20 protein-coding genes are annotated in these 18,646 nt (G+C 74.2%); 12 read left to right on the top strand and 8 right to left on the bottom strand.

Going from position 1 to position 18,646, the window contains the following annotated elements:
• Nucleotides 1-5: 5 nt before the first annotated feature.
• Together AMK25_RS24665 and AMK25_RS24670 are read right to left on the bottom strand one after the other, a co-directional pair.
• On the bottom strand, nucleotides 6-1,787 hold the full coding sequence (locus tag AMK25_RS24665; RefSeq protein WP_073830771.1) for a sulfatase: 1,782 nt from the start codon (nucleotides 1,785-1,787) through the stop codon (nucleotides 6-8).
• The gene (locus AMK25_RS24670; protein ID WP_241826474.1) at nucleotides 1,784-2,599 is read right to left on the bottom strand and encodes a CDP-alcohol phosphatidyltransferase family protein; all 816 of its coding nucleotides are present in this window, start codon (nucleotides 2,597-2,599) and stop codon (nucleotides 1,784-1,786) included. Before AMK25_RS24670 ends, AMK25_RS24665 begins: the two co-directional genes overlap by 4 nt.
• A gap of 147 nt (nucleotides 2,600-2,746) precedes the next feature.
• Between AMK25_RS24670 and AMK25_RS24675 the strand changes: the two genes are divergently transcribed.
• Both AMK25_RS24675 and AMK25_RS24680 read left to right on the top strand, forming a co-directional pair.
• On the top strand, nucleotides 2,747-3,253 hold the full coding sequence (locus AMK25_RS24675; protein ID WP_073830772.1) for an ArsR/SmtB family transcription factor: 507 nt from the start codon (nucleotides 2,747-2,749) through the stop codon (nucleotides 3,251-3,253).
• A gap of 23 nt (nucleotides 3,254-3,276) precedes the next feature.
• The gene (locus AMK25_RS24680) at nucleotides 3,277-4,743 is read left to right on the top strand and encodes a serine hydrolase domain-containing protein (protein ID WP_073830773.1); all 1,467 of its coding nucleotides are present in this window, start codon (nucleotides 3,277-3,279) and stop codon (nucleotides 4,741-4,743) included.
• A gap of 38 nt (nucleotides 4,744-4,781) precedes the next feature.
• Here AMK25_RS24680 and AMK25_RS24685 read toward each other — a convergent pair whose 3' ends face one another.
• Genes AMK25_RS24685 through AMK25_RS24695 form a run of 3 tightly spaced genes read right to left on the bottom strand, consistent with a single transcriptional unit; the run spans nucleotide 4,782 to nucleotide 7,170 of the window.
• On the bottom strand, nucleotides 4,782-5,486 hold the full coding sequence (locus tag AMK25_RS24685; protein WP_073830896.1) for a YqeB family protein: 705 nt from the start codon (nucleotides 5,484-5,486) through the stop codon (nucleotides 4,782-4,784).
• Nucleotides 5,487-5,488: 2 nt separating this feature from the next.
• Nucleotides 5,489-6,274: an ABC transporter permease gene (locus AMK25_RS24690; protein ID WP_073830774.1), complete on the bottom strand. Its 786-nt coding sequence runs from the start codon at nucleotides 6,272-6,274 to the stop codon at nucleotides 5,489-5,491.
• Nucleotides 6,271-7,170, bottom strand: a complete 900-nt coding sequence (locus AMK25_RS24695; RefSeq protein ID WP_073830775.1) for an ABC transporter ATP-binding protein — start codon at nucleotides 7,168-7,170, stop codon at nucleotides 6,271-6,273. Before AMK25_RS24695 ends, AMK25_RS24690 begins: the two co-directional genes overlap by 4 nt.
• Before the next feature lie 132 nt (nucleotides 7,171-7,302).
• Here AMK25_RS24695 and AMK25_RS24700 point away from each other — a divergent pair, with 132 nt between their 5' ends.
• The 3 genes from AMK25_RS24700 (at nucleotide 7,303) to AMK25_RS24710 (ending at nucleotide 10,026) form a co-directional block, all read left to right on the top strand.
• A complete protein-coding gene (locus AMK25_RS24700; protein WP_073830776.1) occupies nucleotides 7,303-8,538 on the top strand; it encodes a sensor histidine kinase in 1,236 nt (411 codons plus the stop codon).
• Nucleotides 8,514-9,206: a response regulator gene (locus AMK25_RS24705; protein WP_443189926.1), complete on the top strand. Its 693-nt coding sequence runs from the start codon at nucleotides 8,514-8,516 to the stop codon at nucleotides 9,204-9,206. The genes AMK25_RS24700 and AMK25_RS24705 overlap by 25 nt, the downstream gene beginning before the upstream one ends.
• A gap of 226 nt (nucleotides 9,207-9,432) precedes the next feature.
• On the top strand, nucleotides 9,433-10,026 hold the full coding sequence (locus tag AMK25_RS24710; protein ID WP_073830778.1) for a hypothetical protein: 594 nt from the start codon (nucleotides 9,433-9,435) through the stop codon (nucleotides 10,024-10,026).
• A gap of 124 nt (nucleotides 10,027-10,150) precedes the next feature.
• Here the strand turns inward: AMK25_RS24710 and AMK25_RS24715 are convergent, their stop codons facing one another.
• Entirely contained in the window at nucleotides 10,151-10,930 is a 780-nt protein-coding gene (locus tag AMK25_RS24715; RefSeq protein ID WP_073830779.1) for a D-Ala-D-Ala carboxypeptidase family metallohydrolase, read from the bottom strand.
• Nucleotides 10,931-11,186: 256 nt separating this feature from the next.
• Between AMK25_RS24715 and AMK25_RS24720 the strand changes: the two genes are divergently transcribed.
• Both AMK25_RS24720 and AMK25_RS24725 read left to right on the top strand, forming a co-directional pair.
• Entirely contained in the window at nucleotides 11,187-11,828 is a 642-nt protein-coding gene (locus tag AMK25_RS24720; RefSeq protein ID WP_073830780.1) for a DUF6642 family protein, read from the top strand.
• A 31-nt stretch (nucleotides 11,829-11,859) separates the two neighbouring features.
• Nucleotides 11,860-12,324, top strand: coding sequence for a PPOX class F420-dependent oxidoreductase (locus tag AMK25_RS24725; RefSeq protein ID WP_030272926.1), 465 nt, complete (start codon nucleotides 11,860-11,862; stop codon nucleotides 12,322-12,324).
• 16 nt (nucleotides 12,325-12,340) lie between these two features.
• On the opposite strand, the gene AMK25_RS24730 is transcribed toward AMK25_RS24725, so the two are convergent.
• On the bottom strand, nucleotides 12,341-12,982 hold the full coding sequence (locus tag AMK25_RS24730; RefSeq protein WP_073830781.1) for an NAD(P)-dependent oxidoreductase: 642 nt from the start codon (nucleotides 12,980-12,982) through the stop codon (nucleotides 12,341-12,343).
• 54 nt (nucleotides 12,983-13,036) lie between these two features.
• The gene (locus tag AMK25_RS24735) at nucleotides 13,037-14,269 is read right to left on the bottom strand and encodes a serine hydrolase domain-containing protein (RefSeq protein ID WP_073830782.1); all 1,233 of its coding nucleotides are present in this window, start codon (nucleotides 14,267-14,269) and stop codon (nucleotides 13,037-13,039) included.
• Nucleotides 14,270-14,325: 56 nt separating this feature from the next.
• On the opposite strand from AMK25_RS24735, the gene AMK25_RS24740 reads away from it, so the two are divergent.
• From AMK25_RS24740 to AMK25_RS24760, 5 genes are all read left to right on the top strand, one after another.
• On the top strand, nucleotides 14,326-14,919 hold the full coding sequence (locus tag AMK25_RS24740) for a pentapeptide repeat-containing protein (RefSeq protein WP_073830783.1): 594 nt from the start codon (nucleotides 14,326-14,328) through the stop codon (nucleotides 14,917-14,919).
• Between the two features lie 54 nt (nucleotides 14,920-14,973).
• The gene (locus tag AMK25_RS24745; RefSeq protein ID WP_073830784.1) at nucleotides 14,974-15,426 is read left to right on the top strand and encodes a pyridoxamine 5'-phosphate oxidase family protein; all 453 of its coding nucleotides are present in this window, start codon (nucleotides 14,974-14,976) and stop codon (nucleotides 15,424-15,426) included.
• Nucleotides 15,427-16,262: 836 nt separating this feature from the next.
• A complete protein-coding gene (locus AMK25_RS24750; RefSeq protein WP_241826475.1) occupies nucleotides 16,263-17,213 on the top strand; it encodes a hypothetical protein in 951 nt (316 codons plus the stop codon).
• 117 nt (nucleotides 17,214-17,330) lie between these two features.
• The gene (locus tag AMK25_RS24755; RefSeq protein ID WP_241826476.1) at nucleotides 17,331-18,239 is read left to right on the top strand and encodes a hypothetical protein; all 909 of its coding nucleotides are present in this window, start codon (nucleotides 17,331-17,333) and stop codon (nucleotides 18,237-18,239) included.
• Between the two features lie 88 nt (nucleotides 18,240-18,327).
• Complete coding sequence (locus AMK25_RS24760) at nucleotides 18,328-18,639, top strand: hypothetical protein (RefSeq protein WP_073830786.1); 312 nt, start codon at nucleotides 18,328-18,330, stop codon at nucleotides 18,637-18,639.
• Nucleotides 18,640-18,646: the final 7 nt, after the last annotated feature.

Consider the following 18,646-nt stretch of genomic DNA (forward strand, 5'->3'; position numbering starts at 1 on the left):
CATCCCTAACTGTGAGTGGTGGACTGCGGTCCGAACGCCCGCAGGAACCGGTCCCGGAACGACTCCATCGGCCAGACCGGGGCCTGCGGGTCGGGGTTGAGCCCGTCCTGCCAGCCCCATCCGGCGATGCGGTCGAGCACTGCCGGGTCCTTCGCGACGACCGTGATCGGCACGTCCTTGCCCGCGCCGTCACCGGTGATCGCGCGGGCGGGCTGGTGGTCGCCGAGGAACACCAGCACCAGGTTCTCGTCACCGTACCGCTGCACGTAGGAGATGAGCGTGCGCAGCGAGTACACGACGGCCTGCCGGTACGCCTCCCGCGTGCCCTCCGCCGAGCGGTCGGCGCGCGCAGTCCCCTTGTACACCGAGCCGTCGCCGATGTCGTCCCAGTCGACAAGGGGCGGCACCGGCGTCCACGGCAGGTGACTGGAGAGCAGCGGGATCTCGGCCATCACGGGGGTGCGCCCGGGGCCGCGCTCGCGGCGCTGGAACGCCGACAGCGTGTACTGGTCCGGTGGCGAGGAGAAGCTGAACAGCGGTCCTCGATAGCCGAGTTCCTTTGCGCCGTACAGCGTGTCGGGCTCGAAGAAGGCCGCTTCCGGCCAGGCCCGGTTGAGCGCCGGCATGACGAGCGAGGTCCGCCAGCCGGCGCGCTTGAACGCGCCGTTGAGGGTCATGTGGTCGCTGCGTACCAGGTTGGTGTAGCGCAACTGGTTGTCGGTCCGGATGCCGCTCATCAGCGTGGCGTGCGCGAGCCAGCTTCCACCGCCGGTGGTGGACGAGGTGAGGAACGCGCTGCGGCTGCAGTAGCCGGCCGCGCGCAACTGCCGGGTCCCCTCGTCGAGGACGGCGTCCACCTCCGGGGCGAGGTCCGGATCCTCCAGCGCGACCCGGCCGTAGCTCTCCACGAACGTGAACAGGACATCCTTGCCGCGCAGCGCGGTGAGCATCTGCTCACCCGGCACGTCCCGGAACGGGTCACCGGCGAGCTGCGTGCTCAGGGTCTCCTTGTCGTTCAGGCCCGCCCGCACCTGCCGGGCGCGGTCGAAGACGTCGGCGGCCACAGTGTCCGCGGCGACCGGGACGCCGGGCACGATCTGCGCGCCGAGCACTGCGCAGACCACCCAGGCGGCGGCGAGCGCGGTGACGGCGCGCGCGGTCACCCGGCGGTGGGCGGCCGCGGCGCGGGCCAGCCGCCGCGCCGACAGCGTCACCAGCACCGGTACGGCGAGGGCCGCGACCACGGCCAGGGCGATCGCGCCCACCTCGGCGGCCCCGCCGTACGACTCGGACAGGAACTCCGCGCCCGCGCCGAGGAACGTCCAGTCGGCGATCAGGTCGAAGCGCCGGTCGAGCACCATGGAGAACCCGAGATCGGTGACCTTGAGCACCAGGATCAGGCCGAGCAGCGCGCCGAGCAGCGTGGCCACCACCCGGCGCGGGCGTGCCGGCAGGACCAGCAGCAGGGCGACGGCGAGCAGCCCTTCCACCGGGATGCGGAGCAGCGCGCCGAAGGTGAGCCGGTTGACCTCGCTCGGCGCGACCAGGGCGACCAGCACGAGCACGCCGGCCAGCGCGGTGACCGTCGCGCCGAGCAGCCGCCGGGCGTTCCATGCGCCGGTGGCGCCGTCACCCGGGTCGCCGGTCCCGCTGCCGGTTGCGGCGCCGTTCGGGCTGCTGTCGCCGCTCTCGGCCGAGACGGAGGCGCTGTCCGGTGTGCTGTCGCCCGTGGGCGCGGTGCCGGCCGGGGCGTCGGCGCCGTCGGCCGGCCGGGACACGTCGGTCACCGGCGCCGCCCGCCGACCTCGGCGGGCTGGCGCACGATCCGCGTGCCCGACGTCCACTCGGACCCGTGGCCCGCCGGTGCGGGGGAGACCGGCGCGGCCGGCAGCACCCGCGGCGCCGGCCGTACCCGGTGCCGCCACAGCCAGCCGACGTCGCGTCCGAACGACTCGACCAGCAGCGCGAGCGCGCCGAACACCACAGCGAGGGCCAGCGGCCGGGGCAGGACGCCCGCCGCCACCACAGTCAGCGCGATGCCCTGGGTGGCGGCGACCACCTTGCGCCAGTAGCGCGGCGGCAGCGAGCCGCGCATCCACGGCAGCACCCAGCCGGCGGCGACGAAGACGTACCGCATCGCGCCGATCACCAGCACTCCGGTGCCGACCTGGTCGGCGACGTACCCGCAGAGGACCAGGACAAGGAAGGAGTCGACCTCCATGTCGAACCGGGCGCCGAGCGCGCTGGTGGTGCCGGTACGCCGGGCCACCTGCCCGTCGACCCAGTCCAGTGAGAGCGCCACGGCGGCCAGCACGACCAGCACCGGCACCGCGATCGGCCCGCGGAACGAGTCGACTGTCAACGCGGCCACCCCGCCGGTGAGCGTCGCCCGGGTGAGCGTCACCCAGTCGGCCGGCCCGAGCCGGTCCGCGCCCGAGCGGCGCAGCCCGTATCCGAGCGCCGCGACCGTCACCACCCCGAAGAGCAGACCGGCCAGCCAGCCGTACGCGCTCAGGCCGACAGTGCCGGCCAGGGCCGCGAGTACGCCGACCTGGAGTATCGCCCCCGCGAATGGATCAGTTCGAACTGCGGACACCATGCCTCCGAGGTAGACGTCACGTATCACACCTGTGTACGGAGAACATGCCCGAACGGTTCGTTCTGATACCGGGAACGCGCCAGCAGTTCGGCGGTCGCCACACTCTGTCAACTTGCACGTAAGTGCGTACTTCCGTACTTTGACGGCATGGCAAGCGTGGAGGAGCGGCTCGCGGCCCTGGAGGCACAGGTGGCCCGGCTGGTCGGCGACCGGGCCGGGGCCCACCCGGAGACCGAGGTCACACCGGAGGACGTCTTCTGGGCGCTCGGCGGCCTGAAGCGGCGCCTGCCCGCCGACGGCGCCGGCGCGGTGCTCTACACCGGCACGGTCCGCACCGGGGACCGGAACTACGACTGGCAGTACGGCGCCACTGTCGACGACCTGCTCGACGACGACTGGTCGGCGCAGGCCGGCACGCTCACCGCACTGGCCCATCCGGTGCGACTGCGGCTGCTGCGGGAGATCCTCGGCGGCCGGCACGGCACCGCCGAACTTGCCGACCTCGACGGTCTCGGCACCACCGGCCAGCTCCACCACCACCTGCGGCAACTCGCCGCCGCCGGCTGGCTGCGCAGCAGCGCGCGCGGGCGCTACGACATCCCGCCCGAGCGGGTGGTGCCGCTGCTGGCCATCCTCACCGCCGCCCGCCGCTGATCGACGAACCGGAAGGCAGGACCATGCGTACCCCGACCGTCCTCACCGTCGTCGCCGGCCTCGTCGCGGCGACCGCGGCGGCCGGCCTGATGCCCAGGCCCCCGGAGCTGGGCCGGCGGCAGACCGGCGACGCCGACCTGGCCGCGACCGCCCGGGCCGCTGCCGGCGACCCGGAGGGCCTGCGCGGCCTGGCGGTGGCAGTGGTCGACGGTGGCCGGGTGCGCGTGGCCGGCCTCGGCGACCGGGCTCCCGGCGGGCCCGCCGTCGAGCCGGGCACCCCGTTCGAGATCGGCTCGATCGCCAAGCCGCTCACCGGCATGCTCCTGGCCCACCAGGCGGCGGCCGGGGTGGTCCGTCCCGACGACCGGCTGACCGCTGTCCTGCCCGGCGTGACCGGCCCGGCCGGCGAGGTCACGCTCGCCGAACTGGCCAGCCACCGGTCCGGGCTGCCCCGGCTGCCGCTCGACTCACCGGGCGCGATGCTCAGCACCTGGTGGGCGGCGTCCACCGCGGGGAACGCGTACGCCGGCAACGACGTGGACCGGATCGTCGCCGACGCCCGGGGCGCCGAGCCGGACGACGACCGTGGCGCCGTCTCCTATTCGAACTTCGGCGCCGCGCTGCTCGGCCAGGCGCTGGCCGCGCGGGCCGGCGTCGGCTACCCGGAACTGGTCGGGCGGGACGTGTTGCGGCCGCTCGGGATGGCCGCGACGGTGGTCGCCACCGAACCAGGTCACCTGCCGGGCGACCGGGCCGAGGGCGCCACCGCCTCCGGCCGGTCCGCCGACCCGTGGCTGGGCGCGGGCTACGCCCCGGCCGGCGTCGGCGTCTGGTCGACCGCCGAGGACCTGGTCCGGCTCGTCGCCGCGATGCTCGCCGGAACGGCACCCGGCGCCGACGCCGCCACGCCCCGCTTCGACGCCGGGGACGACAGCCGGATCGGCTACGGCTGGTCCACCAGCCGCCACCACGGCCGGGAGATCGTCTGGCACAACGGCGGCACCGGTGGCTTCCGCGCGTACGTCGGCTACGACCGCGCCGCCGACCGGGGCGTGGTGGTGCTCGGCAACACCACCCGGGACGTGGACCCGATCGGCCTGCGGCTGCTCGACGTCAGGGGTGCGGCGGCAAGCGAGTCGACCGGCCTGGACGGCTGGATCGGCGCCGCGCTCGCGCTGACGCTCACCTTCCTCGGCGGGCTGTCCCTGTGGAGCACCGCCCGGCGCGGAAAGGACCGGGTCACCGTGCTCTCCGACGTCGTCTGGGCGGTGGTCTCCCTCGGCCTCGCCCATCGGTTCGGCGACTGGTCGGTGGTGCCGGGCTGGCTCTGGCCGCTCGGCACCGCGCTGGCCGGGGTGGCCGTGGTGCCGGCCGTCCGCCGGTGGCGCGCGTTGCCTGTCGTCGCCGGGGGCCCGGCCTGGCGGCGCTGGACCGGCGCGGCGCTGTCCGCCGCCTTCGCCGGGCTGGCCGTGGTGGTGATCCTCACCTGAGCGTCGGGCCGGCCGGCCCTCTCCCGGTCGCGGCGCCGCTACCGGGACGGCTGTCGCGGGACCAGCCGCCAGTACTGCCGCTTCCGCTCGTCGCGGACCACGACGCCGAGCCGGGCCAGCTCCCCGTGCAGCTCCCGGGTCTCGGCGTCGTGGCCGCCGTCGAGCGCCCGCTGCCGGGCGCGCAGCAGAGCGTCCGCGCCCGGCGGCAGGTCGGGCAGCCCTTCGACCCACCTCCGGTACGCGTCCCGGTGCGGGTCCTGCCCGGTCCACGGCCAGCCCTGCCGGGTGAACGCCGCGCGCAGCCGCTCGGCGTCCAGGTCGGACTTCTCCCGGGCCAGCTCGCCACCGGCGCTGTCCAGCAGCACCAGCGCCGCACCGTCGACGAACACACCGGCCACGTCGGCGCGGGCCACGTCCCGGCCGTGCCCGTCGCGGTGCAGCCGTACCGTGCGGTGCCCGACCGTGACGGTCAGCCGCTCGCGGACCGCCACCAGCGCCACGAACAGGCCGCCGAGCAGGCCCACCCCGGCCCCGATCGGGTACGCCCGCTCGTCCGGCCACCCGTCGAGCAGCTCGAACAGGCCCTGGAACGGGAACCAGGGCAGCCCGGCGATCCAGCCGGACAGCGCGGTCAGTCCGGCGCCCAGTCCCGCCCCGAGCAGCGGGAACCCCGCCCACATCAGCACCAGCTCGCCGGGCCCGCCGTCGACCACGACGTCCTCACCGAGTCCTCGGGCTGCCACGGTCACGACACCTCCCGGCGCAGCGTGCGGACCAGACCGGCGGCCAGCGGCAGGAGCACCCAGACGGCCAGCGAGACGCCGAGCCGGCCCCACTGCCCGCCGGTCATCTCGGCGCCGAGCAGCGGCTCCATCGTGTACGAGGTGTCGAGCCAGCGGGCCGGCGCACGCAGCGCGGAGATCATCGCGGCGAGCAGGCTCCACACCGTTGGCAGCAGCAGATAGGTGACGATCGCCAGCGGCGTGTTCAGCAGCAGCAGCCCGAAGGCAGCGCCCATCAGCACGCTCGCCACCTGGAACACGGCCGCGTGCGGCAGCAGTTGCCAGTCGAACGTCCAGGCCCCCGCCCCGCCGGTGGCGCGGGCAGCGAGCGTGCCGACCGCGGCGACCGCGAGGCTGACCAGCACCGACGCGAGCGCGGCGAGCACCACAGCGGCGAGCTTGGCGACGATCACCCGCTCCCGGCGGGGCACCAGCGCGAACGTGGTGAGCGCGGTGCGCTGCGACCACTCGCCGGTGATGGAGAGGATGCCGAGCACCGGCAGCAGCAGGCCGACCGGCAGCAGCGACGGGGTGAAGAAGGCGGTGAACGTCTGATCCGGCGCGTCGAGGACGAACAACTGCACCACCACGATCACGGCGGCGATCAGCCCGATCGCGATCAGCAGCCATCGCCCGGCCCGGGTGTCGGCGAGCTTGCGCAGCTCCACGGCGGTCAGCCGGGCGAGCGAGGGGCCCGCGGCGACCGCTTCGTGCCGGGCCGGGGCGGTGGGAGCGGCTGTGGTGGTCATCGGACTGCCTCCTTGGTCGACGCGCCGGCGGTGAGGGTGAGGAAGAGTTGTTCCAGACCGCCGCTGCCGGCCGGGCGCAGCTCGGTGAGGACCAGTCCGGCGTCGGCCGCGGCCTGCCCTACCTCGCCCGGCTCGGCCCGGACGACGAAGCCGCCGTCGGTTCCGGCGGACGCGGGCAGCGCGGCCCGGTCCAGCGTCAGGCGCAGGGCGTGCGGGTCGCGGGCGCGTACCAGCGTGCCGGCGCCCGCGAGCAGCTCGTCCTTGCCGCCCTGGGCGACCACCCGGCCGCCGCCGATCACCACCAGCCGGTCGGCCACCGCCTCCACCTCGCGCAGCAGGTGCGAGGAGAGCAGCACCGTGCCGCCCCGGTCGGCGAAGTCGCGCAGCAGGCCGCGCATCCAGAAGATCCCCTCCGGGTCGAGGCCGTTTGCCGGCTCGTCCAGGATCAGGACCCGGGGGTCGCCCAGCAGCGCCAGCGCCAGGCCGAGCCGCTGCCGCATGCCCAGGGAGTACGCGCCGACGCGGCGCCGGGCGGCGGTGTCGTTCAGCCCGACCCGGTCGAGAGCCGCCGCCACCCGGCCCCGGTCCACGCCCATGGTGCGGGCGGCGAGCGTGAGCGCCTCCCGTCCGGTGCGCCCGGCGTGCTGCGCCGACGCGTCGAGCAGTACGCCGATCTCCCGCCCGGGGTTGGGCAGGTCGCGGTAGGGGCGGCCGGCGACGGTGGCGCCGCCCGAGGTGGGCGGCGTCAGCCCGCAGATCATCCGCATCGTGGTGGACTTCCCGGCGCCGTTCGGCCCGAGGAAACCGGTCACCGAGCCCGGTTCGCACCGGAACGTGACGTCCTCGACGGCGGTGTGCGGGCCGTACCGCTTGGTGAGGTGGTCGACTTCGATCATGCCGTCGAGCCTGCCGGGGCCATCCGGTCACGCGCTGCGGCCGGCGGTCGGCGCTGCCGTCGACCTCGGTTCACCGCAGACGTCGACTTTGGTAGCTGGTAGCCGGTCCGGACGGCTTCCTAGCATGGGTGGGTGACCAGCGCCGCCGTACCCGATCATCCCTGGCTCCTGCCGGGCTCCCTGACGCCCGCCCGGACCGCCCGGCGGACGCCGCGCGACTGGTTCGTCGACAGCCTGCTGTTCGTGGCCTCGCTGCTCTGGGTGCTGATCGCCCACGGCGACGTCACCAGCGCCAGCCCGGAGTTCGGGCTCAACGCCGGTCCGGACTGGCTGGAGGAGGTCGACCTGCTCATCGGCCTGTGGATCAGCGGGGCGCTCTGGCTGCGCCGGCGCTGGCCGGTCGGGCTGGCGCTGGCCACCGCGCCGCTCATGTTCTTCTCGGTCACCTCCGGTGTCGCGTTGCTGATCATCATGTTCACCGTCCTGGTCCACCGGCCGCTGCCGGTGGGCCTGGCGCTGGTGGCCTGGCAACTGTTGAGCCTGCCGGTCTACCTCGCGGTCCGGCCCGACCCGACGCTGCCGGTCTGGGCCTCCGCCGTGTGGACCGGGCTGTTCATCTGCGTGGTGGTGGCGTGGGCGCTGTTCGTCCGGGCCCGCCGCCAGCTCGTGCTGTCCCTGCGGGACCGGGCCGAGCGGGCCGAGGCCGAGCAGCAACTCCGGCTCGACCAGGCCCGGCAGCTCGAACGCGGCCGGATCGCCCGCGAGATGCACGACGTGCTCGCCCACCGGATCTCCCTGCTCAGCCTGCACGCGGGCGCGCTGGAGTTCCGGCCGGACGCGCCGCCGGAGGAGGTGGCGCGGGCCGCCGGGGTGATCCGGGCCAGCGCGCACGCCGCGCTCCAGGACCTGCGCGAGGTGATCGGCGTGCTGCGGGCCGAGGTCGGCTCCGAGGCCACGCCGGAACGGCCGCAGCCCACCCTGGCCGACGTGCCCGCCCTCGTGGCCGAGAGCCGCGATGCCGGGGTACGGGTCGGGGTGATCGACGAGGTGACCGAGGCGGAGGCGGTGCCCGCGGCGATCGGGCGCAGCGCGTACCGGATCGTGCAGGAAGGGCTGACCAACGCCCGCAAGCACGCGCCCGGCGCGGTGGTGACGGTCCGGCTGGCCGGTGGCCCGGGAGACGGGCTGGTGGTGGAGATCAGCAACCCGTGGCCGGTGGGCAGCCCGGCCACCGCGATCCCGGGCACCGGCACCGGCCTGGTCGGGATCGCGGAACGGGTCACGCTCGCCGGTGGCCGCCTGGAACACGGGCGGGACGCCGACGGCACGTTCCGGCTGACCGCCTGGCTGCCCTGGGCGGCGCAGTGAGCGCCCCGGTGCGGGTGCTGATCGTCGACGACGACCCGCTGGTCCGCGGCGCGCTGTCGATGATCCTCGGCGGCGTACCCGACCTCGCGGTGGTCGGCGAGGCCACCGACGGCGCCGAGGTGCCCGAGGCCGTCGCCGCGCACGCCCCGGACGTGGTGCTGATGGACATCCGCATGCCCCGGGTCGACGGGCTGGCTGCCACCGAGGCGCTGCGTGCCACCGTCGACCCGCCCGAGGTGCTGGTGCTCACCACCTTCGACGCCGACGAGCAGGTGCTCCGGGCGCTGCGCGCCGGGGCGAGTGGATTCCTGCTCAAGGACACCCCGCCGGCCGAGATCGTGGCGGCGGTACGCCGGGTCGCGGCGGGGGAGGCGACGCTGTCCCCGGCGGTGACCCGCAAGCTCATCGCGCACGTCACCGGCGCCGCGCCGGCGCCCGGCCCGGACCCGAAGCGCGAGCGGGCGGTACTGCTGCTCGACGGGCTCTCCGAACGGGAACGGGAGGTCGCGGTGCTGCTCGGCCGGGGCCGGACCAACGCGGAGATCTCCGCCGAGCTGTTCATGAGCGTGGCGACTGTGAAGGCGTACGTGTCGCGGCTGCTCACGAAGCTCGACCTGAACAACCGCGTGCAGGTGGCCCTGCTGGTCCAGGACGCCGGCCTGGTCTGACGCACAGACACTCTCATTCGTGATAGTTCCAAGAATGAGAGTGTCGGCTCTGACGCATGCGTCTCCTGCCGACCGACAAGGCGGGAGCGGTGTCACCGCGCTCGGGCCGGCCGAACTGCTCGCCGCATGGCGGGATTGAACTGCTGCCGTCATCCGGCCGTACCAGTGGTCGAGGATGTGGTGCGGCCGTTCTGCCGCACCGCTGCCGAGCTGCGGGAGGCCTGCCGTGCGAGTTGGTGAGCAGTCGACGGATCCCATCGACCAGATCCTGGGCGAGGTGCCGGTACCGGCGCCGTTGACCCCTGAGGACGTCCGCCTCGCGGTCCGGGCGGTGGTGGTGCACGCCGCCGAGGAGTGGCCCGCGGGGCCGAAGTGCCGCAACGACGGTTCGTCGTTCCCCTGCCGGTTGCATCGCTGGGGCCGGCGCGTGCTGGAGACACACGGTCTCAACGACCGCCAGATCGACGCGCTGATCCGGCACGGCAACCCGTTCGTGCACGTGCCCTTCCCGTTCGTGCTGACCGGACCGTCCGGCGCCCGTCCGGCTCCCGGGCAGGTCGCCCGCCCGGCCGGTCAGGTGGCACGGCCCGGCGTACCCGGTCAGGCCGCGCGGCCCGGCGTGCCGGGTCAGGCCGGCCGCCCTGTGCCCGGACAGCCGGCCCGGGCGGTGCCGGGTCAGCCCGCCCGCCCCGCCGCCGCGGCCCAGGCGGCGCGCGGTCCGGTTCCGCGGGTCGCAGCGCCGCCGGTGCGGCCAGGTCCGCGGCCCGTCGCCGGGCGGTCGGCTCCCGCCGCCCGGCCCCGCTGGCCCCGGGCGAGCTGACGCCCGGCGCCCGGTTCCGGTCGCGTGGACGCCCCGTCGCGGAGTGGCGTCGTGCGTGCCGGAGCATGCCGACGGCGGCCCGGCCGGGGAGCCCCCACCCCCGGACCGGGCCGCCGTCACCGCATCACTTGACTCCGCAGTCCGGTGCGGACCAGCCCTTCGTGTTCGACGACTTATCCCGGTTGTTCTCCCGCCGCGAGTCGACGTGCGTGTGGTCGTCGTGGTCCGGGTAGCCGGGGCCGTAGATGCCGCTGAAGCCCCGGCTGCGGGCCGAGCGGGCGATGTCGCAGAGGCTGCGGTGCTTGGCGATCAGGTCGGCCGCGTTGCCGTAGAGGTGCTGGCTGTCCGCGGCACCGCCGACCTGCCGGTTGCAGGCGATGCTGCGGAACCCGCTGGTCACGTAGAGCGGCTTGTCGCCGAGGCTGCGCCGCAGCGCCTCCAGCTTCCACATGGTGCGCAGCGCGTTCTCCCGGGTGGCCGACGCGGAGAGCGGGCCGCCGGCCCACCCGCCCTTGCCGCAGCCGTTGTCCAGCTCGGTGTAGCTGAAGTGCTTCGGCGTGCAGTCGCTGTCCTTCTGCAGGTCGTAGATCCTGGTGAACGTCTGCGGCCCGGCCACGCCGTCGGCACGCAGCCCGTAAGCGGTCTGGAAGCGCTTGACCGCGGCGGCCGTCTCCGGGCCGTACACGCCGTCGACCCGGACGATGCCGCCGTACGCGGCCCAGCCGGCCACCCGGATCTGGAGCTGCCGGACGTCGTCGCCGGAGCTCCCCTGCGACAGTGTCCGGTTCCAGGTGTAGCAGCCGTCGGCATGCGCCGGTGGTGCGGCGACGACTGTCGCCACGGCGGCCCCGGGCAGGGCCAGCGCGAACGCGACCGCCGCCCGCTTCAGGGTGTTGACGCGCACAGAGTCCTCCCGATGTCAGAGCGAACTGGGCTTGGGACGGGCACATCGACCGGTACGTCCCGTCCCTCTCACCGTGACAGGTACGAGGATTCTTCGTGGTGATTAGCCGAAATTGTTCTCACTTCAGATGGTTGCTGGATATTGGCTGGGAATAGTGCCTGTTTGCGAATGCGCTGCCGGGTGTCGCCCGTCGGAGGTGAGCGGTAACGTCTGCTCCCGGACCGGGCGGCGACCTCGACGGGCGGGGAGGTGGGCGTTGGCGCGTGGCGGCGTGTTCTGCGTCGAGGGGCAGTGGCACCGCGACCTCAACGAACGCGGGTCCGTCCTGCCCACGCTCGACCTGCTGGAGCGGCTCGGCCGCATCCGCTACATCCACAAGGACGCGGCCACCCGAGACGAGCTGTTCTACTTCGTCGACAGGTGGCTGCTCAAGCAGTACGCCGACCACCGGGTGGGCTTCTTCGCCATGCACGGCGAGCCGAGCCGGCTCTGCCTCACCGACTGGGACTCGGTCGAGCTGTCGGACGTGGCCGAGCGGATGGCCGGCCGCTGCGAGGGCCGCCGCCTCTACTTCGGCAGCTGCTCGGTGCTGCGCGCCTCCGACGCCACGCTGCGCGAGTTCCTCGACGTCACCGGCGCGGCTCTGGTCTGCGGCTTCACCCGCGAGGTGGACTGGGTCGAGTCGGCCGCGTTCGAGACGGTGCTGCTCGACGTGCTCGCCAACGGGCAGCGGCACAACGCCGCCGAGTTGCGGATGCGCTCGGCGCACTGGGCGCCGCTCGCCGCGTACCTCGGTTTCCGGGTGATCTACGCCAACGGCCGTGCCTGGCGGCCCTCGGCCCGACCGCGCGTGCCGGAGCAGGTCACCGCCCAGCGGGCCGGCGGCCGTCCGCGCTGAGAACGATCGACCGGCCTGGTAGAACCGAGGCATGGCACGCAGCATCGCGAAGAACACCCGGGTCGACCGGGACGCCCTGATCGAGTTCCTCCGCCCTCGCCACCACGTCGTGCTCATGACCACCCGCTCCGACGGTCGCCCGCAGTCCTCCCCGGTGGCCTGCGGTGTCGACGCCGAGGGCCGGCTGGTGATCTCCACCTATCCCGAGCGCGCCAAGGTCGCCAACATCCGCCGCGACCCGCGCGTCTCCGCGTGCGTGCTCTCCGACGACTGGAACGGCCCCTGGGTGCAGGTCGACGGCGTGGCCGAGGTGCTCGACCTGCCCGAGGCGCTGGAACCGCTGGTCGAGTACTTCCGCAGCATCTCCGGCGAGCACCCGGACTGGGACGAGTACCGGTCGGCCATGGTCGCGCAGGGCAAGTCGCTGATCCGCGTCACGATCGAGTCCTGGGGTCCGATCGCCACCGGCGGCTTCCCGGCCCGGCTGGCCGACTGAATCAGTACGCGCCGGATCAGTACGCGACGGTGAAGCGGGCGTTGCCGAACCGGGGATTCTCGATCTCGTCGACGATCGCCACCGCCAGGTCCTCGTAGGTGAGCACCGACCGGCCCTGCGCGTCGGTCACCGGCTGGTCGGTGCCGGTGCGGTAGTGCCCGGTCCGCTCGCCCGGGTGGAACTCCAGCGGCGGCGGGGAGACGTACGTCCAGGTCACCCCGTCGGCGCTGGAGCGGTAGAACTCCAGCGCGTCGGCCTGGCCGTGCGCCGAGTCCCGGTACTCCTCCGGGAAGTCCGGCTCGTCCAGGTAGCGGGTGCCCTTCGGGGTGAGCAGCGTCGAGCCGCCGCCGACGTGGATTACCCGAGGCGGGTCCGGCAGCTCACGCAGCGTGTCGACGAGCGTTCGCGCGGCGTCGCGCCACAACTCCCGCTCACCGCCGCCGATGGCCACCACCAGCACGTCCGCGTCCTGCGCCAGTTCGCGTACGCTCCGCGCCGACGTGGCGTCGCCGGTCACCGTGCGTACGCCTGGCGGTAGGTAGCTGACCGCCTCCGGACGCCGCACCGCCGCTGTCACCCGGTGCCCCCGCTCGACCGCCTCGGCGGCGATCCGGGAGCCCGCCGTCCCGCCGGCGCCGAACACGACGATGTCGCTCATGCCTCACAGGCTAGGCAGCCCACCGGTCGGCGGCGGGAGTTCCGCCGAACCGGCTCAGTCGACGAGCGACGAGTAGACGAGCTGGCGCAACTGGCTGCGCAGCGGGTACGTGCTGGACGGCATCAACTGGGTGAACAGCAGCGCGGTGACCTCCTCCACCGGGTCCACCCAGAACGCGGTGCTGGCCAGGCCGCCCCAGTAGAACTCGCCGACGCTGCTGGGCACGCGCGACGGCACCGGGTCGAGCACGACGGCGAAGCCCAGCCCGAAGCCGATCCCGTCGAGGATCGTCTCGGCGAAGCCCTCCGGCGAGAACGAGGCCAGATCCCGGTTGCCGGGCAGGTGGTTGCGGGTCATGAAGCGCACCGTGCGGGGCCCGAGCAGGCGCACCCCGTCCAGCTCGCCGCCGCGCAGCAGGAACTGGGTGAAGCGGTGGTAGTCGGCCGCCGTGGAGACCAGCCCGCCGCCGCCGGAGTGCCACGTCGGCTCCGCCAGCGCGGCCCGGCCCACCCCGTCGGCGCGTACCGCCTGGCCGGTGGCCGGGTGCGGGGCGTAGAGCGCGGCCAGGCGCTTGGCGTCCGCCGCGTCCACCCACCAGCGGGTGTCGGTCATCCCCAGCGGGCCCAGGATCCGCTCGGCGAAGAACGCGTCGAGCGACTGCCCGGAGATCACCTCGACCAGGCGGCCCAGCACGTCGGTGGAGACGCCGTAGTTCCAGCTCGTGCCGGGCTGGAACAGCAGCGGCAGCCGGGCCAGCCCGGCCGACGCCGCCGCCAGGTCCGCGCCCGGCGGCACACCGAGGTCGAAGCCCGCCGCCCGGTACAGGCCGTCGACCACCGACACCTGGGCGAAGCCGTACGTGAGGCCGGCGGTGTGGGTGAGCAGGTGCCAGATCCGGATCGGCTCGACCGCCGGCACCGTGTACGGCTTGAGCACCGAGCCCCGGTCGTAGACGCGTACGTCGGCGAACTCCGGCAGCCAGCGGCTGACCGGGTCGTTCAGCTCGAACCGGCCCTCCTCCCAGAGCATCATCGCCGCGACCGAGGTGATCGGCTTGGTCATCGAGTAGATGCGCCAGAGCGTGTCCGCCTCGACCGGCGTGCCGGCCTCCCGGTCGCGCAGCCCGTACGTCGAGGAGTGGGCGATCTCGCCCCGGCGGGTGACGACGATCTGCCAGCCGGCGAGCCGGCCGTCGTCGACGTACCGGGCGAAGTGCTCGTCGATCCGCGCCAGCCGGGCGGGATCGAAGCCGACACGGCCGGGGTCGGTGCTCACGGTGACACTCACGACCGCGAACCTACCCGCCGGTACCGCGGCCGGGAAGTGTCACTAGGGTCGGTGGCATGCCGGAGCCGGTCGAGGACGTCACCTACCGCCAGGAGGACTGGTACGCCGAGGAGTTGGCCGACCGGCACTTCGTGCGGTGCGAGTTCTTCCACGTCGACCTGACCGAGGCGGTCAGCCGGGGCGCGGTCTTCACCGACTGCGTGTTCGGCAACGTAGCCTTCAACGCCTCCCGGCACACCGACTCGGCGTTCACCAGGTGCTCGTTCAGCAAGTGCAACCTCTTCGAGGCCGAGTTCACCGGCTGCAAGCTGGTCGGCAGCACGTTCGACCGCTGCGACCTGCGGCCGTTGCGGATCGACCGGGGCGACTGGTCCTTCGTCACGCTGGCCGGCGCCGACCTGTGCGGGGCGCGGATCACCGACGTACGGATGCGGGAGGTCGACCTGAGCGGCGCCGACCTGACCGGCGCGACGCTGACCGGCACGGACCTCTCCGGCGCGCAGCTGCACGCCGTCAAGCTGATCCGGGCCGACCTGCGTGGCAGCGACCTGTCCGCGCTCGACCCGACGTCGGTCGAGCGCTCCGGCGCGCGCATCGACCCGGAACAGGCGATGGTGCTGGTCCAGGCGCTCGGTTTCCAGGTGGGCTGAGCCGCCGGGGAAAGGCGCCGCGGGTTGTCAGGTTTCCGGGACACACTCGGAGGCATGACATGGTGGTCCGATCTCGTGGCGGCCGAGCCCGACTTCGCGGCGCGGGTACGCGCCCGGTTCGCGGTCCGCAAGCACGGCACGATGGCGACGCTGCGGCGGGACGGCTCGCCGCGGATCAGCGGCACCGAGTTCGACTTCGGCGACGACGGGCAGCTGCGGCTGGGCAGTATGGCCGGCGCGGTCAAGGCGCTCGACCTGCGCCGCGACCCCCGGGTGGCGCTGCACAGCCCCACCGAGGACGCCCCGCCCGACGACCCGTCCACCTGGGACGGGGACGCGAAGATCGCCGGGCGGGCGCACGAGGAGCCGCCCGCCGAGGACGGCTCGCACAGCTTCCGGATCGAACTGACCGAAGTGGTGCTCACCCGGGTGGGCGACCCGCCCGACCACCTCCTGATCGAGAGCTGGCACCCGACCCGAGGCCTGCACCGCCGCACCCGCCACTGACCGCCGCCCCCGCCCCGCCGCCTCGCGCGCCCCGCGCCCGCCAATCCGCGTTGATCATGAAGTTGGCGGCATTCGACGCCCGATTTGTCGCCGCCAACCTCATGATCGACGGGGCCGCCGAGGGTGGGCGCGGTCCGCGCGTCCGGGTCGTGGGAGATCTTGGTACGGAATGGCCCCTATGGGGGCGCAAAGCTTCCAAGATCTCTTCCGGTGGGGTGCTCGGAGTCCGGGAGGCGTGGGAATTGCGGTAGTGGATGCCTTCTCCAAGATCGCGTTCTGTGTCATTCTCCCTACGGCGAGCCACGGGGCCGGGCCGCTCGCCGCCGGTGGCCGAGGGAGGGTCGGTGGCTGAGGACGACATCGCGCGTGCCGGGATCCGGGTCGGGGGCTGGCTGCCCACGCCGGACGACGCGGCCGCCGCGCCGGAGCGCCCCGTCGGTCCACGCCGCCTACCTTGGGACACGGTTCCAGCCAAACCCCCGCCGGACGGCGACCACTCACCGTCCGACCAGGACGATCCGGAGCCTCCGGCGGACCTGGATCCGCCCGGTACCGCTGTCTGGCCGCCTCCGCGCACCGCCGGCCCACCCGCTCCCGACCTTCCGGCCGCCGGCCCGTTCCCGGTCGACCCGACCGCACCCGGTCCACCTGCGCCGACTCCGCTCGTTTCCGGGGTGGCTGCGCCGGTCGGCCCCGAGCCGCGTCCGAACCCGCCCGGCGGCCGGGTTCCGCTGGTCGGGCCGGCTCCGATCGGACTGCACCTGTCCGCTCCGCCGCCGGTCCGATCGGGCGCCGCGCACGATTCCTCCGAACCTGGTCCGCCGCAAGAGGCCGAGGTGGAAGCGAGACCGGGCCGCCACTCCGCCCGGGAGAGCCTCCCGGCGCGCCTCGCCGACCTGGCCCGCGGCCTCGGCGACCTGGCCGGCAAGCTCGGCGACCTGGCCGGCAAGTTCGGCGTCCGGCTGCGCGCCGTGGCCCGGACGGCGAAGAACCGGCTGAGCCGGACTCCCGGCCCGGCCCGGCCACCGGCGGATGCCCCGGCCACCCGGGTCGCTGCGGCCCGGGCGCGGCGCCGGCGCCGCCGCGCCGTGCTGGCGGCGGTGGCCGTGACCGGGCTGGTGGCGGCGTTGACATACGCGGTCCGGTCACCCGCGCCGCCCCCGTTGACCCGGGAGACCGCGCCCGTGGCGGCGCCGAGCGATCAGGCGCCGGTCGCGCCGGTTCCCGGCGACCCGGTGTCGCCCGGCGAGCCGCTGCTCGACCTGAAGCTGGAGCCGCTGCCCGAGTCGCTGTCGCTCACCGTGCTCGGCAAGCGGGACTGGCGGCACTGGGGTGGCACCGGGGCGGACAGCGTCCAGCGCAAGCTGCGCGGCACCGGCGAGATCCAGGACCCGGGCGGCGAGCGGTTGGAGCACAACGCCGGGGTGACGGATCTTCAGTGGATGGACGGCGTGCCGACGGCCCGGGAGGAGGGCACCCGGGCGGGTGTATTCCAGCGGGGCGCCGGCAAGAGCTTCACGCTCGCCGTGACCGGGAGCGGGGATCTGCGTACCGTCCGGCTGTTCGTCGGCACGTTCTCGGCCGGTGCGCGGCTCGACGTGTCGCTCTCCGGCGGCGGCGATCCGGCCGTCCAGGAGGTCGCCCTCGCCGCCGGGGACCGCTTCTACCAGTACGTCATCCGCTTCCGGGCGCCCCGGGAGGAACGGTTGCTGATCACCTGGCGCGCCCTGACGGTGACCGGCGGGCACAACGACGGGGTGGCGTTGCAGGCGATCACGGTAAGCTGAGCCGCCCGGCTCCCGGCGTTTGATAACGAACTGGAAACGCCCGTCGGCTGACATATGGCGCAAAGAGCCGCCCGGTGACACCGTGAAGCCCGTCGCGCTCCGGTCGTTCCCGGCGTCGTGACCGGAGCGGAGGGTGTGGTGGGCCAGGAGGACCGTTCGGGTGCCGGCCACGGCTCGCACCGCCACGGCCTTCCGCGTACCCGGTCCGCGCTGCGGCGGCTGCGCCGCCGACGACGGCTGATGCTGGAAGGGCTCGCGGCGTTGCTCTGCCTCGCGGCGCTGGCGTTCTACCTCGGAGTCGAGCGGCACGACGCGCCACGCGCGGAGCACGCCCGGCTGCCGGCCGCGCCGCCCGGCCGGGTCGGGCTGCCGAACGAAGCCGACGACACAGTGGTCAATCCGGGGTTGCGGCCCCGGCAGCGGCCGCCGTCGCCGAGTCCGACACCGTCCACACCCCCACCCAGTCCCACACCGCCCACGGTGCCGCCGACGGTCGCGGTCAGCCGCGCCGAGGTGCCCGCCACCGTCGACCTCACCGCCGTGGGCGCCACCGACTGGGTCCATTGGGGGCTCACCGGCGCCGACCGGACGGTCCGCAAGCGGGGCGGCTCCGGCGAGATCCGCGACGAGGGCGGCCGGGGGCGGCGGCAGAGCTTCAGCAACAACCCCGAGGCGTACGCCTGGCGCGACGGAAACCCGGTCGCGTCGGCGAGCGGCACCATGTCCGGCGTCTACACCTGTCACCGGGGCAGCGGGTTCAACCTGGCGGTGGCCGCCGACGGGCAGCAGCGCACGGTGCGTCTGTACGCCGGGCTCTGGATGGCCCGTGGCCGCCTCGACGTGCGGGTCTCCAGCGGCGGCCCGACCACCACGCTGCGGATGGAGGATCCGCACACCGCGCTCACCACCGAGTTCACGATCAAGTTCCGCGGGCCGCGCGGCGCGAAGCTGCTGATGAACTGGACGGTGGAGGAGCCCCTCGGGGACTGCGGCAACGTCAGCCTCCAGGCGGTCGCGCTGCGCTGAGCGGGGACAGTTTGTCCGTCGCGTGACCGGCCGGGCGTCGTAGGTTTCCGTTGTTCCCGTCCGACCATCCTCTGTGGAGGCACGACCGATGACCGGCCCTGCTCCCGTCGCCCCCGCCTGCCCTCGCGCCGACGGTGACGTCCTGCGCGAGATCCCGATGCCGCCGTACGTGACGGTCGAGGACGTCCAGTTCGCGGTGCGGGCGGTGGTGGTGCACGCGCCGCGGGCCTGGTCGGGCGGGACCATCTGCCGCAACGACGCCAGCCCGCACCCGTGCCGGCTGCACCGCTGGGGCCGCCGCGTGCTCACCCTGCGCGGGCTCCCGCCGGCCGAGATCGACGCGCTCGTCGAGCGGGGTGACCCCGCCGCCGGCCCGCAGCCGCACCGCCCCGGCGCCTAGCACCGGG

Source organism: Micromonospora sp. TSRI0369, from assembly GCF_001905625.1.
In the GTDB taxonomy this organism is placed as follows: Bacteria; Actinomycetota; Actinomycetes; order Mycobacteriales; family Micromonosporaceae; genus Micromonospora; species Micromonospora echinospora_A.

Bases quoted from the DNA above. Each gene is read 5' to 3' on its own strand.
- AMK25_RS24670 (WP_241826474.1), bottom strand. From the start codon at position 2,599: ATGGTGTCCGCAGTTCGAACTGATCCATTCGCGGGGGCGATACTCCAG.
- AMK25_RS24695 (WP_073830775.1), bottom strand. From the start codon at position 7,170: ATGATCGAAGTCGACCACCTCACCAAGCGGTACGGCCCGCACACCGCC.
- AMK25_RS24725 (WP_030272926.1), top strand. From the start codon at position 11,860: ATGGCACGCAGCATCGCGAAGAACACCCGGGTCGACCGGGACGCCCTG.
- AMK25_RS24690 (WP_073830774.1), bottom strand. From the start codon at position 6,274: ATGACCACCACAGCCGCTCCCACCGCCCCGGCCCGGCACGAAGCGGTC.
- AMK25_RS24740 (WP_073830783.1), top strand. From the start codon at position 14,326: ATGCCGGAGCCGGTCGAGGACGTCACCTACCGCCAGGAGGACTGGTAC.
- AMK25_RS24680 (WP_073830773.1), top strand. From the start codon at position 3,277: ATGCGTACCCCGACCGTCCTCACCGTCGTCGCCGGCCTCGTCGCGGCG.
- AMK25_RS24760 (WP_073830786.1), top strand. From the start codon at position 18,328: ATGACCGGCCCTGCTCCCGTCGCCCCCGCCTGCCCTCGCGCCGACGGT.
- AMK25_RS24730 (WP_073830781.1), bottom strand. From the start codon at position 12,982: ATGAGCGACATCGTCGTGTTCGGCGCCGGCGGGACGGCGGGCTCCCGG.
- AMK25_RS24675 (WP_073830772.1), top strand. From the start codon at position 2,747: ATGGCAAGCGTGGAGGAGCGGCTCGCGGCCCTGGAGGCACAGGTGGCC.
- AMK25_RS24745 (WP_073830784.1), top strand. From the start codon at position 14,974: ATGACATGGTGGTCCGATCTCGTGGCGGCCGAGCCCGACTTCGCGGCG.